The sequence below is a fragment of the Winogradskyella sp. PG-2 genome (assembly GCF_000828715.1).
GTDB lineage: Bacteria > Bacteroidota > Bacteroidia > Flavobacteriales > Flavobacteriaceae > Winogradskyella.
In genome coordinates this window covers 1,612,078-1,626,128 of record NZ_AP014583.1, presented here as the reverse complement: position 1 = coordinate 1,626,128, position 14,051 = coordinate 1,612,078, and the positions used below count along the sequence as shown (strand labels likewise).

The 14,051-nt window shown below is 32.4% G+C and carries 11 protein-coding genes and 1 tRNA gene; 5 read left to right on the top strand and 7 right to left on the bottom strand.

Annotated elements, in window-relative coordinates; all coding sequences use genetic code 11:
• Positions 1-3: 3 nt before the first annotated feature.
• Together WPG_RS07140 and WPG_RS07135 are read right to left on the bottom strand one after the other, a co-directional pair.
• Positions 4-2,073 (bottom strand): M13 family metallopeptidase, encoded by a 2,070-nt coding sequence (locus tag WPG_RS07140; RefSeq protein WP_045470873.1) that lies wholly within the window; start codon positions 2,071-2,073, stop codon positions 4-6.
• A gap of 100 nt (positions 2,074-2,173) precedes the next feature.
• A complete protein-coding gene (locus tag WPG_RS07135; protein ID WP_045470872.1) occupies positions 2,174-2,695 on the bottom strand; it encodes a hypothetical protein in 522 nt (173 codons plus the stop codon).
• Between the two features lie 171 nt (positions 2,696-2,866).
• Between WPG_RS07135 and WPG_RS07130 the strand changes: the two genes are divergently transcribed.
• The gene (locus tag WPG_RS07130; protein WP_045470870.1) at positions 2,867-3,820 is read left to right on the top strand and encodes an NAD-dependent epimerase/dehydratase family protein; all 954 of its coding nucleotides are present in this window, start codon (positions 2,867-2,869) and stop codon (positions 3,818-3,820) included.
• Between the two features lie 4 nt (positions 3,821-3,824).
• Here the strand turns inward: WPG_RS07130 and WPG_RS07125 are convergent, their stop codons facing one another.
• From WPG_RS07125 to rseP, 5 genes are all read right to left on the bottom strand, one after another.
• Positions 3,825-8,006 carry a T9SS type B sorting domain-containing protein gene (locus WPG_RS07125; protein WP_144374436.1) on the bottom strand — a complete coding sequence of 1,394 codons (4,182 nt, stop codon included), beginning with the start codon at positions 8,004-8,006 and terminating at the stop codon, positions 3,825-3,827.
• Positions 7,981-8,640, bottom strand: a complete 660-nt coding sequence (locus WPG_RS07120) for an IgGFc-binding protein (RefSeq protein ID WP_045470866.1) — start codon at positions 8,638-8,640, stop codon at positions 7,981-7,983. The genes WPG_RS07125 and WPG_RS07120 overlap by 26 nt, the downstream gene beginning before the upstream one ends.
• Positions 8,641-8,690: 50 nt before the next feature.
• A complete protein-coding gene (locus WPG_RS07115) occupies positions 8,691-8,873 on the bottom strand; it encodes a hypothetical protein (RefSeq protein ID WP_144374435.1) in 183 nt (60 codons plus the stop codon).
• A 202-nt stretch (positions 8,874-9,075) separates the two neighbouring features.
• Positions 9,076-9,149, bottom strand: a tRNA-Asn gene (locus tag WPG_RS07110).
• Between the two features lie 95 nt (positions 9,150-9,244).
• Positions 9,245-10,588, bottom strand: a complete 1,344-nt coding sequence (gene rseP, locus WPG_RS07105; RefSeq protein WP_045470862.1) for an RIP metalloprotease RseP — start codon at positions 10,586-10,588, stop codon at positions 9,245-9,247.
• 192 nt (positions 10,589-10,780) lie between these two features.
• Here rseP and WPG_RS07100 point away from each other — a divergent pair, with 192 nt between their 5' ends.
• The 4 genes from WPG_RS07100 (at position 10,781) to WPG_RS18050 (ending at position 14,033) form a co-directional block, all read left to right on the top strand.
• Positions 10,781-11,461 (top strand): SCO family protein, encoded by a 681-nt coding sequence (locus tag WPG_RS07100; RefSeq protein WP_045470860.1) that lies wholly within the window; start codon positions 10,781-10,783, stop codon positions 11,459-11,461.
• A gap of 96 nt (positions 11,462-11,557) precedes the next feature.
• Positions 11,558-11,785 carry a ferrous iron transport protein A gene (locus WPG_RS07095; RefSeq protein WP_171817164.1) on the top strand — a complete coding sequence of 76 codons (228 nt, stop codon included), beginning with the start codon at positions 11,558-11,560 and terminating at the stop codon, positions 11,783-11,785.
• Positions 11,778-13,892: a ferrous iron transport protein B gene (feoB, locus tag WPG_RS07090; RefSeq protein WP_045470856.1), complete on the top strand. Its 2,115-nt coding sequence runs from the start codon at positions 11,778-11,780 to the stop codon at positions 13,890-13,892. Before WPG_RS07095 ends, feoB begins: the two co-directional genes overlap by 8 nt.
• The gene (locus tag WPG_RS18050) at positions 13,893-14,033 is read left to right on the top strand and encodes a FeoB-associated Cys-rich membrane protein (protein WP_144374434.1); all 141 of its coding nucleotides are present in this window, start codon (positions 13,893-13,895) and stop codon (positions 14,031-14,033) included.
• Positions 14,034-14,051: the final 18 nt, after the last annotated feature.

Below are 14,051 nucleotides of genomic sequence, written 5' to 3'. Positions count from 1 at the left end.
TAATTACCAGATTCTTACACGATTTTCTGGTGCTAAATACATAGCGTCACCTTCCTTAATATCAAAAGCTTCGTAAAAAGCATCAATATTTTTAAGTGGCTGTGTTGCCCTAACCACACCAGGAGAATGTGGATCTGTTTTTATTTGAGTTTCAATAGCATCTGGCCTACTTAAGGTTCTCCATACAGTAGCCCATGACATAAAGAAACGTTGTTCTGCCGTAAATCCATCGATATCATCTGGTCTTCCATTTTCTTTAAAATACAATTGTAAACCATCGTAGGCGCCAAGTACACCTCCTAAATCACCAATATTTTCGCCTATGGTATTTCTACCATCAACATATAAGCTATCTGCCATTTTTATTGCAGAATATTGTTCTACAAGTTTGTCTCCCCTTTTAGTAAATTCTGTTAAATCTTCAGGTGTCCACCAATTAATCAGGTTTCCATCACTATCAAACTGAGAACCTTGATCGTCAAAAGCATGAGAAATCTCATGGCCAATTACAGCTCCAATTCCACCATAATTAACAGCTTCATCAGCAGTATAGTTATAAAATGGCGGTTGTAAAATTGCAGCAGGAAATACAATCTCATTATTTAATGGGTTAAAATATGCATTTACCATTTGAGGAGGCATTCCCCATTCAGTTTTGTCAACTTTCTGGCCTAAATCTGCCATAGTTTCTTTTAGATTCCAATCAGAAAATGCCATCATATTTTCAGCATAGCTATTTCCTTCTTTAATCATTAATTCAGAATAATTTTTCCATTCATCCGGATATGCAATCTTAACTGTAAACTTATCAAGTTTTTCAATAGCTTTCTTTTTCGTTTCAGTACTCATCCAATCCAACTTATCTATTCTAGCCTTAAAAGCAGTAATAACATTAGCAATCATCTTCTCCGCCTTATCTTTAGCCTCTGGTGGAAATTTTGAATCAACATACAACTTGCCAATTGCTTCACCAACACGTCCTGTAACATGATCCATTGCTCTATCTTCAGCTGGTCTTTGAGATTCTGTTCCTCTAAGAGTTTTACTATAAAAATCCCAATTAGCTTTTTCGATTTCTGTAGATAAAAATCCTGATGCACCATTTAACGTATTCCATTTCATTATCGTTTTGATATCATCTATGCTCGTAGATGATAATATGTTTTGAAGTGCTTTCATATATCTAAGTTCAACAACATAAACCGTATCTAACTTTTGCTTTACCCCAGAATCATTTATAAACTTATTCCAATTAACAGATGGTGTCAACTCACTCAATTGTTCAATACTTCTCGGATTATTAAAATTACTGAAATTTCGTCTTTCAATTTTATCAAATTGAGGTTCTGCTAACTTAGTTTCTAATTCTAAAATCATTTCTGCAGCTAATCTAGCTTCGGCCTCATTATAATCGATAAATTGCATCATTCTAGTTACATGATCTACATACTGTTGACGACGCTCTTTAGATTTATCGTCTTTAAGCACATAATAATCTCTATCTGGTAAACCTAATCCACCTTGTGTTATGTATGGTGCGTAGATATTACTGTCATTAATATCTGGAAAAATAGCAAGATTAAAAAAGGGTGTACCTACTCCTGTTGTCTTTGCATAAACAGCTTGCATATCAGCAAGATTTTTAATGCCATTAATTGCTGCCATTAAAGGTTCTAATGGTTTAGTTCCTAATTCATTCCTAGTAATAGTATCTAACTCGGACTCAAAAAATAAAAGAGCTTTTTTCTGATCGCTCCCCTCAGAATAAGTTCCTAATTCTTTAGATGTTTTAACGATATCCAAAACATCGTTTCTTGTTGATTTTCTTAAAACACCGAATCCTCCCCAACTTGATTCTTCCTCAGGGATTTTGGTTGTTTTCATCCAATTACCATTCACATAATTGTAAAAATCTTGTTTAGGATCTACTGAAGTATCCATATTTTCAAGGACAATTCCTGGAATTTTTTCTTCTGCCATAGCAGAGTCTTTCTTGGCTTCGTCTTTACATCCTACAATAGTAAAGAAAGCCAAACCTGATATCGCTAGAACGCGACTAAGATTGGTTTTCATAATTTGTTTTTGATTAATTCGAATTAAAAGTAATTATTAATAAGACCTGAAAAATTGAAAATTGTTACAACTTAACAAAATTTTGTATTTATGTAACCTCTTATTCTTTTGATATTTTATCATAAATATCGCGCTCTATTTTCTTATTAATTTGATAATTGAGATTAGAAAAAGCCACAAGTACTTCCTTTACATTTAACAGCTTCGTTTGTCCTTCTATATTATCTATAGTTAAACTTTCATTTAACTTTAAAGTCGCTGTTTCTATAATCACAGTTCTTGAAACTATTGGATTGGTTCGAAATTCTACAGGTATAGTTTTAGTAAATTCATCAATAAACATCTTTAAAACTTTTTTATCACCATTAAAAAATGACAAGTCTGCCTTTTTTAAATAACTTATCTGTAATGCAAATTCTTGATATTTTTCCCAATTAGCAAGAAACTCTTCGCCCTTGCCACTTAAAGCATAGTCCGTATAATTAAAATTCTCTATTGCTTTGGCAGTAATATTTACCTCTTGATCTTTAGATTCGTTATCCGCAAGATCAGTTGTACTTTTTGCATCACTACAACTTACAAGTATTACAAAAACCATTAAAACTAAACGCCCTATTTTCATGAATCTATTTTCTTTGACTGTAAATATACTTAAACTATCATTTTATCATATTAGTATATATGGACTAAAATTAATATTGACAACTTCTTAATAAAGAAGCTAATTTTCTAAAAATTTTAATATTAGGAGACTTAAATTCTTATTATTTTTGAGGATAATTAAATTTAAAGCATGTCTTCAAAAATATTAATCATTGGTGCCTGTGGACAAATTGGTACTGAACTTACAACTAAGTTAAGAGAAATATATGGTGTTGATAATGTCATTGCCAGTGATATTAATACTAGAAAATTAGATTTAGTTAATTCTGGACCTTTTGAAATTATTGATGCTAAAAACTTTAACGCCATAAAAGATTGTTGCAAAAATCACAATATTGATACTGTATATCTAATGGCAGCATTATTAAGTGCAACTGGTGAAAAATACCCAATGGAGGCATGGGATTTAAATATGAATTCTTTATTCCATGTGCTTAATCTTGCCAAAGGAGGAGCTATTAAAAAAGTGTTTTGGCCTAGCAGTATTGCTGTCTTTGGCCCAACTACACCTAGAGAAAATACTCCTCAACATACGATTTGTGAACCAACAACGGTTTATGGTATAACAAAACAAGTTGGTGAGCGATGGTGTGAATATTATCATAATAAATATGGTGTTGATGTACGTAGTATTAGATACCCAGGAATAATAAGTCATAAAGCCATGCCAGGAGGAGGAACTACAGACTATGCTGTAGAAATTTATCATGAAGCATTAAAGAATAGCACATATGAATGTTTCTTGTCTGAAAACACAAGCTTACCTATGATGTTTATGGACGATGCTATAAAAGCTACCGTGGATTTAATGCAAGTTAATACAGAACAACTGTCTATTAGATCAGCTTATAATTTATCTGCTATTAGCTTTACTCCTAAAGAAATTGCTGAAAGTATTAAAAAACAACTTCCTGAATTTTCCATAAGTTATAATCCTGATTTTAGGCAGGCTATTGCAGACAGTTGGCCATCTTCTATTGATGATAATGTTGCACGTAAGGATTGGAATTGGCAGCATAGTTTTGATTTGGATGCAATGACAAAAGAGATGTTAACGCAATTGAAAAAGAAATATAGTGCTTAATTGATTAACGTTTCAGTGTAAAATGTCCAGAGAATTGACGTCCATCCTCAAGTAAAACAATAAACCAATAATCGCTTGTTGGCAACTTAAACCCATTAAAATTACCATCCCATCCATTTAACGCTAAGAATTGTTTTAAAAGTTTTCCATAACGATTAAAAATGTAAACAACACTTCGCGATTGATAATTTGAACTTATTCCTTTCAATTGCCATGTATCATTAGTACCATCACCATTTGGTGTAAAATATTTTGAATAACCTATTACTGGAACCTCAATATTTGTTGTACCACAACCATTTTTATCTCTAACAAAAAGAGTGTGAAAACCAGGTGTTACATTACTAAAAAATGGTTCGTTTTGATAGAACCATTCATTATCAAGAGCAAATTCATAGTCACCTAAACCTAAATTATTATTGTCATTATTTATGGTGATAGAATTATTTTCAGATATATCATTAACTGTAATATCACCTAAAATAATTGATGCCAATTCAGAGGCATCTACAAAAACGTCTCTAGACCTCTCGCAACCAGAACCATCCGTCTTAATTAAAGTTATCGTGTATGTTCCTGGTGTAGAAACCTCTAATGTACTAGCGTTTGACAAGAATGAACCATCTTGATATGTCCATTCATAACTATAATTTTCAGAGGTGTTTTCTTCAATCGGATCTAACAAAACTTTAAATGTTGGGTCAGAAGAACATACAATCTGTGGTGTTTCTATTGTGAAATCTGGTAATGTATTAACTACAAATTCTAAATCAGTACTATCTACACAAGTATCATTTAATGGATTAATTACTCTTGCAGTAATCGTTTGTGTACCTGAAACTAATGGATTTGGTAACGGACTTGAAAGTTCTTCACCTAAGCTATTAAAATACATTACTTCCATGTTTGATTGACCTTGTAAAATACCATTTTCTATAGAAGATGTATCAAAACTAAACAAACCATCTGTATCATTATCATCGTCATCACAAACTGGAGGAATATCTACAGGGTTTGCAATCGGCGAATCATATACTGTAAACTCTAATGTTGTTTCATCATAACAAGGACCATTTGGATCTGCTGTAATGGTATTTGTCACACGAATTGTTATCGTCTGATTTCCTGTAATAAATGGGTTTGGCAATGGACTTGGTAAAGCTATACCTGCTTCATTGAAGTAAGATATGTTGACATCATTAAGAGATTGACCATTTAAAACTGTAGATTCAACTTGAGAAACATTAAACGGAAAAAGGCCATCATTATCATCATCACATTCTGCATCAATTGCTACCGGATTTGCTATTGGCAATTGTTCTACTGTTAAGGTAATATGCGTTCCTAGACCTAAGCAATCATTTGCAATAGCGCTATCAACTCTTATATAAATTTGCTGAGTTCCTGGATAATCTATATTTCTATAATTTGAAATATCTATAATCTCATTTACTTCAGCAAGAGCGTCAGCTTCGTTTCTAAAATATCTTGGTGGTAGTGGGTTTTGTCCAGCAGGAATAAAAGCTAAAACCTCAGCTGTAACAGTACTAAAATCGAATGTTGCCACACCATCACTATCATTATTATTAGAATTATCATCACCATTTATATCCAAAAAATCATCACAAACGTTAAACATTCTTTGAAAAGATGAAGGAATCGCTGTTGTAGACACCTGAAGTTGAATTTCAGAAATAGAAACACAGCCAAATTCTGAAACCACACGGCTCCAAACTAAACCGTTACTAACATTTTGGTTTACAAACGTATCTGGATTATTAATATAATCTACACTTAATTCATCTCCATTAATAGCAGAAGCTTCAGTAAGGTAATAAGTGAATGTCTCATTTGAAAAGTTTGTAGAAATCTGCATGTTAGCCTCTAACAGGTTAAAAGCACTAAAACCATCATTATCATCATCACATTGTACTAAAAATACAGAAGGATTCAATTGTGGTAATGCAAAGACGGTAAGTGTTATTTCTTGAGAATAAAAATCACAACTATTCCCTAACCTATTTAATTTTGCTCTATATAAATTCTCATTATATGTTAAAGGTGTATTTGTTATTGTTAATTCATTACTTAATGTACCACTATAGATTACATCATCGTTTATAGAAATCCAATTAACTCCATCTGTACTTGTTTGCCATTGAAAACTCTCTGCAGTATCAGATACTAAAGAAACAATAACTTCTGAAGACTCACAAACCTCAGTGTCAGTTGGCTCAGAAAGTATTGAAAGTGGAGCTGCATCTAAATAATCGTTATTGGGAATTGTGTAACCATCACTAGCGTTGATTACTAATCCAAAATCATCAACTACTACAACAAAGTCTCCTAATAAATCATCTGTATTAGCATCAGAAAAGCCAGCTTCAATTACATCACTACAGTCATCATCATCACTATCTAAATCAAGGTAACTAAAATTAGAATCGTTATCAAAATCATTCAGTATATAACCAAGTAATCCACTATCTGGCGAGGTCTCTGCATCATCAACCCAACCATTATTGCCAAAATTCATAATTGGCCCATCAACAATTCCGTTAGTATCTGTATCAGATAGTAAGCCTAGTTGACCTGTTTCATGTAAATCGTATATGCCGTCATTATCAGCATCTAAATCCAGGTAATCTGCAATACCATCTGTATCTGTATCAATTGGCATGGCATTAATATCATAAACATCATCTAACCCATTATTATCTGCATCAACCAAAGATAGATTAAGAAAATTATTCCCTTGAGATTCTATATAATCTGGAATTCCGTCGTTATCACTATCTAAATCTAGAGCGTCTTCTACGCCATCATTATCCGAATCTAGTTGATAACACGTCAACGAAATTATTCCTCTGTAAGTTGAAGATTCTGATACATTAGTTAAATTATGAACTAACGAAAACCCATCAACTTTATCTGCTAAAAATTCATAAGGAGTCGTTCCAAGAGGTGATGGATTTACTTTAAAACGTATTTCTGATCCAGATATTGAGGTCACACCTGCTTCAAAAGCTCCATCAAAATTTGAATCTACAAGTAGTCTATTATCAGGATCTCGAAGTGTTATATTTTTATTTACTGGTGTAATCTTTACCGTAAAAAATTCCCCATCTGTAATCAAATGTGCCGTTGAAGTATCTTCAGAGAATTTAACGTTGACCAACTCTGTAAATGACATACTATAATCATTTTCGGCACTATTTGCAGATCCGATAACACTTATTAAATTGCCTTGGTTGTTAGTTACAAGTGTATTAGGATTTCCTGAAGAACTTGTTTGAGTGAATAACCCTGTGGCTAAAGTACTATTTACAGAGCTGTCTTGAAATACAAATTCGGGTTGATTAATATCTGATAAATCTATAGTGACATTACCATTAGACTCGGTACAATTAAGAATCCCATCATTATCATTATCTATATCAAGATTATCTATAATCCCATCATTATCTATATCATCAGGGCAAATACTCACTGGAACCTCAGCTGATTCTAATACTAAGCCAGAACATGTTACTATACCTACAAGTTTATAGGTTCCTGGATTGGTTGGTGTTAAATCTGGTGTACTAATATTTAAATCTACAAAGCCACTTCCAGAACCATCATCAAAAAGCCATTGAAAAGTATCAAAATTTTCTGTATTCGCTGCTGACAAAGTGATATTAGGAATACAATTACCTAAAGCTTCAAAATTAGCATTAAAATTAATTTCAGGTGCCGATGGAAATCCCGAATAGAAGCCACCTGATGTCGCATTACCATTAAAGTTAAAGTAGGCACAATATAATTCATCGCTACTTTGTACCGAAATATTACGTGTAAGACCTAAGACTTTATAAGTTACATAATCCGTATTTCCAGTTACTATACTCGGTCCTATAGCACCAAAACTGGAAATTGGTGTATTGTTAATAGTAACTGTTGCACCAACTTTGGTAACAACAGATACACCACCAGAATAGGTTGTGGATCCAATATCTTCAATGTTCGCAATATTATCTAAATTTCCACGAGCCTCACAACTCAAAGGTGGTACAAAAAACAAACCTTGATTTGCTTCACTAGTTGTAGCACCTACTCCTTGATATACAAAAACATCTTGCGATGTTTCTACATACATATTTCCATTTGTATTATAGTTATTACCCATCAATAAGATGGTATTCACCTGCACTTAATGTTGTTATTGGTGTAGCTCCATTAATGCTAACCGTTGTGTTATCTGAATGGGCAACAATTAAAATATTTTCCCAATCATTAGTTCCATCTCCTTCTACAAATATATATTCACTTCCAATTTTTGAAGCTCCAACAATTTGATCTATCCCATAGTCACGACCATTTCCATTATGAAAACTTCCATTTGCTGAACCGCAATTCACCACAATATCTTTATTTGCTGTAACTAAAGCTCCTATTAACCCATCCGTATTTATAGTTGAATCATTACCATTAGTAGCTATAATGTAACTTTCATATTCATTCAATGTAACTGAAACCGATGTTGTACCTGTATAATTTTTTATAACTAAACCAGCTGGGAGATTATCAAAAACAACTTCAGTATTGTCTTCAGTTGCCATCACCGAGACAAAATTAAGATAATTACTTTGCGGATTTTGATTAGTAAAACTACCAACTCTAAATTGTTGGCCTAAAGCAGAAATACCCTTACTTACTAGAGCACCTGCTTGATTATTGCTTCCTGCTTGCATTCTTACAGAAACATAAATAACATCTTCTGCTTCTATGACATAACCATTATTAGTAATTGTACTTGTTTGGCTAGAGACTACAAACAACTGCCCATTACCAAAAGCAACATTAATAACTTGTGGGTTTGCATTGGAGACTAAACCTGTAATATCACTGACGATGGCAATCCTATTTGTTTAATGGTATAGGCAACATCCGCTGCGCTCGGTGTTGATAAATAAAGGTATTGACTTTCTGGGTTTGCATTACCAAATTCTGCACTTGTTAATGGAGGAATGTAATGCGTTTTACTTAATTGAGCGATTGAATGCTGACTCAAAAAAGCAATAATTATATAGATTGAAAATTTAATGTACTTAAAAATAGATGACACTTACTAATTTTAAAAATCCAAGTTATGCAATATAACTTGCTTTTAGACTCAAAACACTACTAAAGGTTTAATTTCTTGGATAGAAAATATCACTTTTATATGCTAATGAAACACAAAAAAGCCACTACTTTCGTAATGGCTTTGTTTGCTCCTCTTCTTAGGCTCGAACTAAGGACCCTCTGATTAACAGTCAGATGCTCTAACCAACTGAGCTAAAGAGGAAGGTTATTTTTCGCGTTAGCGGATGCAAATATAATTCATTTTTTTTATTCTCACCAAATGAAATATTACTTTTTTACTACTCTAAACGTAAATTTTTAATTAGTTATTGCTTTATAAATATCATTACCATTGGCAAAAAGAACAAGCGCTATTAAAATAAAGAATCCGACTACTTGAGCACGTTCTAAGAACTTTTCACTTGGTTTACGACCTGTAATCATTTCGAATAATAAAAACATAACGTGACCTCCATCCAAGGCTGGTATTGGTAGTAAGTTTAAAATCGCTAACATAATAGATAAAAACGCTGTCAATCCCCAAAAATAGGACCAACTCCATGTACTTGGAAATTGATCGTATATAGCTTTAAAGCCACCTAAGCCTTTATAAGCTCCCGTACTTGGACTAAAGATCGCTTTTAACTGATCAAAATAATTTGTTATTGTTTTAGTGAATTTTCGTCCACCAGCTGCAAAACTTTCACCAAAGCTGTATTCTTTTCTGAAAATATCGTAGTAACCTAATTCTGCAAAACGTTTAGGATGACGATAAGGAACTATACCAAAATTACCATCAGCATCTAGAGCTAACTCTTTAACTATCTTGGTATCATCTTCTCTTAAAATCTCTGCCGTTACAGTGGTATTTTTTAATTCAGAAGTAATATTGTCTAATTGATCAAAGTATCTTAACTCCTTACCATTTATGCTTGTAATGACATCCCCTTGTTTTAGCTCTTTAGAGACATTTAAAGACGTATCTGCAACTTCCCCTACCATAAATGGTATTCGATATTCAAAATTTCGTTTACTCTTACTAGCAGAATATTTTCCTAAGAAGTCTTCAGGTAAATCAATAGTTTGTTCTACTCCTGCTCTATTAATAGTAATAGATTCAGCACTTATAAGATTAAAGCCTATATCAGAATCATTTATAATTGGTATATCATTTATAGCTAAAACCTTATCTCCTGTTTTAAAACCCATTTCTATTAATGCAGGATTGTCAATCCAATAGCCATCTTTTAAACTATCAACTTTTACATCAGAATCTCCGTAAGCAAAAGATATAGCAACATAGATTACATAAGCTAAAATGAAATTTACAGTGACGCCTCCAAGCATAATAATAAGTCTTTGCCAAGCTGGCTTAGATCTAAATTCCCAAGGTTGAGGAGGTTGAGCCATCTGCTCCTTATCCATACTCTCATCTATCATTCCCGCAATCTTTACATAACCACCAAGTGGCAACCAACCAATACCATAAACGGTATCACCAATTTTCTTTTTAAAAAGCGAGTATTTTACATCAAAAAAGAGGTAAAACTTTTCAACTTTTGTTTTAAATAATTTTGCTGGTATAAAGTGTCCAAGCTCATGCAATACAATAAGCAAGGATAAACTGAGTAAAAATTGAGATATCTTTATTACAAATTCCATGTAGTCATTTTCAAATTTCGATTGACAAAAGTAAGGTTTTAAAGCAACTTAGAAAATAAATGCATTTCTATTCGATGAAATTTAACTGTAATTTATCTATTGAGTGATATTGCTAAGATTATTGTGTTAAAAAAATTCTGAGAAATTCACTTGAATCGTACCTTTGTATTTCAAAAATTAAACATCTAAACAATGTCTTTTCTTTCCTTTTTCAAGGGGTATAAAAACTTCGGTATTTTCTTTTCCGTTTTGTGTATCATCATCATTATAATTATATATAATGTTTTAAATGTAAAACAACCATTACCAATATGGAATCCGTCTAGTGTAAGCGAAGAATTAGTAGATAGTACCGTTCAACACAAATCTAAATATCATAAAATTGCTGATTTCAGTTTATTAAATCAAAATGGCGAAGTAATTACACAAGACACTTATAAAGATAAAATCTATGTTGCTGATTTCTTTTTTACAACATGCCAAACCATTTGTCCTATTATGACAGATCACATGCACCAAATTCAAAAAGAGATTATTAGTGATAATGATATTATGTTATTGTCGCATTCAGTAACACCAAAAATTGATAGTGTGGAACAGCTAAAAAGATATGCAAATAAAAAAGGGGTCATTGACCGTAAATGGAATTTAGTGACAGGGGATAAAAAACAAATCTATGAGTTAGCTAGGAAAAGTTATTTGGCTGTGAAGACCCAAGGAAATGCTGATAAGTATGATATGATTCATACAGAAAATTTTCTGCTAATTGACAAAAAACGCCAAATCAGAGGGTTTTATGATGGAACAGATCCTGATGAAATTGATAGATTATTAGAAGATATCGAAACCTTAAAATATTTTGGAGGTTCATAAAAAGTTAAAAGTCTTTAAATAATTATTATCTCTCTTTTAACAGTAAATAATTTCCCCTACTTTTGCTTCTTTAAAATCAATCTAAATAAGAAGCGCTTGACATTAGCAGATTTAAAACGAGGACAACGAGGTATCATCACTGATGTATCGTCTATTCATATTCCATTAAAACTTCTTGAAATGGGGTGTTTACCAGGAAATTCTGTTGAATTAGTACAAGTTGCACCTTTTGCAGATCCAATGTATTTAAATATTAACGGTTCTCATTTAGCGATTAGAAAAGAGACTGCTATTCACGTTCAAATAGAGACCAGTAATGAGTAAGCAGATTAATGTTGCTTTAATAGGGAATCCTAACACTGGGAAGACATCTGTTTTTAATGCTTTAACAGGTCTCAATCAAAAAGTGGGTAACTATCCTGGTATTACTGTTGAGAAAAAGGAAGGAATTTGCAAACTACCACGTGGTGTAAAGGCTCACATTATCGATTTACCAGGTACTTACAGCTTAAACGCCTCTTCGCTTGATGAAAACGTAGTTATAGAATTACTTCTAAACAAAAATGATAAAGATTTTCCTGACGTTGCTGTTGTAGTTAGTGATGTTGAGAACCTAAAACGTAACTTATTATTATTTACTCAGATTAAGGATTTAGAAATACCAACAATCTTAGTAATTAATATGTCTGATCGAATGGAGTATAAAGGCATTTCCTTAGATATTCCTTTTTTAGAAAAACAACTAGAAACAAAAATTGCGTTAATCAGTACACGAAAAAACAAAGGTATCTCTGATTTAAAAGAACGCATCTCAAATTTTAAAGAGCTTTCCACAAAACCATGTATGAATGCTTCTTCAATTGACAAAACTTACTTTGATGATTTAAGAAAAGCATTTCCCAATCAATTATTATATAAACTTTGGTTAGTCATTACCCAAGATGTTAATTTTGGTAAAACAGATAGGAATACTATTGATGCTGTTGCCAACTTTAAAACAAAGTCTAAAACAGATTTAAAGCGTATTCAACAAAAGGAAACGATTAAGCGCTATCAATTTATAAATGACACTCTTAAAAAAGGGCAAACCATAGATTTAAATTCAGCAAAGGATTTAAGGATTAAACTAGATAGAATTCTAACTCACAAAATTTGGGGTTATGTTATCTTTTTTGGCATCCTTCTTTTAATGTTTCAAGCAGTTTATGATTGGGCAACCTATCCAACAGATGTAATAGATGCTGGTTTTTCTAATTTAGCAAATTGGGTGCAGCGCACTTTACCAGAAGGTGCATTCACTAATCTATTAGCTGAAGGTATTATTGCAGGTATTGGTGGTATTATGGTTTTTATTCCTCCCATAGCTTTTTTGTTTTTATTCATTTCACTTTTAGAGGAAAGTGGTTATATGAGTCGCGTTGTCTTTTTAATGGATAATATTATGAAACGTTTTGGCTTAAGTGGCAAAAGTGTAGTACCATTAATTTCAGGAAATGCATGTGCAATTCCGGCAATAATGGCAGCAAGAAATATAGAAAGTTGGAAAGAACGCCTAATCACAATTCTTGTAACACCATTTACCACTTGCTCAGCAAGACTACCTGTTTATGTGATAATTATTGCTTTGGTTATTCCAGATGGAACTTTTTTAGGTTTAAGTTATCAAGCCTTAACATTAATGAGTCTATACATTATTGGGTTTTTAACCGCAGTTTTTTCAGCCTACATTCTCAATAAAATACTTAAGATTAAAAGTAAGTCTTACTTTGTTGTAGAAATGCCAAGTTATAAAGTGCCATTATTTAAAAATGTGGCGCTAACTGTTTTAGAAAAAACAAAAACATTTGTCTTTGAAGCTGGTAAAATCATTTTAGCCATATCTATTGTATTATGGTTTTTAGCATCCTATGGTCCAGGAGAACAATTCAACAATGCAGAAAATATTGTTCAACAAAATTATCCTAATCTATCTCAGGATGAACAAAATGATTTGATTGCAGAACACAAATTGGAACATTCTTATATTGGTATTGTAGGTAAAACCATAGAGCCTGTAATTCAACCTTTAGGTTACGATTGGAAAATAGGAATTGGTCTTGTAACATCTTTTGCCGCACGTGAAGTTTTCGTTGGGACTTTAGCTACGATTTACAGTATCGGGAGTGCTAATGATATAGAAGATGAAGATGAAGCCATGTCTACCATAAAAAATCGAATGGCACAAGAGGTTTACAGCGATGGTAGTAAAGTATTTAACTTAGCTTCTGGTATTTCGTTGCTCTTGTTTTATGCTTTTGCCATGCAATGTATGAGCACACTAGCTATTGTAAAACGTGAGACGAATTCATGGAAATGGCCAATATATCAACTCGTAGTAATGAGCGCTTTTGCGTATATTGTAGCATTAATTGCTTTTCAAATGTTAAAATAGATGAATACAGTTGTTCAAAATATATTAGTAGTTGCTACACTAAGTTTAGCACTTGTATTTTTAGTTCGAAAGTTTATTTGGAAACCAAAGAAAAAAGCTGCAAAAGGTTGTGGAACTGATGATGAGTGTGGTTGTCACTAGATAATCTCTTTAAAAAAG

Excerpts from the sequence above, each read along its gene's own strand:
- feoB (WP_045470856.1), top strand. The coding sequence starts at position 11,778 with ATGAGTAAGCAGATTAATGTTGCTTTAATAGGGAATCCTAACACTGGG.
- WPG_RS18050 (WP_144374434.1), top strand. The coding sequence starts at position 13,893 with ATGAATACAGTTGTTCAAAATATATTAGTAGTTGCTACACTAAGTTTA.
- WPG_RS07130 (WP_045470870.1), top strand. The coding sequence starts at position 2,867 with ATGTCTTCAAAAATATTAATCATTGGTGCCTGTGGACAAATTGGTACT.
- WPG_RS07135 (WP_045470872.1), bottom strand. The coding sequence starts at position 2,695 with ATGAAAATAGGGCGTTTAGTTTTAATGGTTTTTGTAATACTTGTAAGT.
- rseP (WP_045470862.1), bottom strand. The coding sequence starts at position 10,588 with ATGGAATTTGTAATAAAGATATCTCAATTTTTACTCAGTTTATCCTTG.
- WPG_RS07140 (WP_045470873.1), bottom strand. The coding sequence starts at position 2,073 with ATGAAAACCAATCTTAGTCGCGTTCTAGCGATATCAGGTTTGGCTTTC.
- WPG_RS07100 (WP_045470860.1), top strand. The coding sequence starts at position 10,781 with ATGTCTTTTCTTTCCTTTTTCAAGGGGTATAAAAACTTCGGTATTTTC.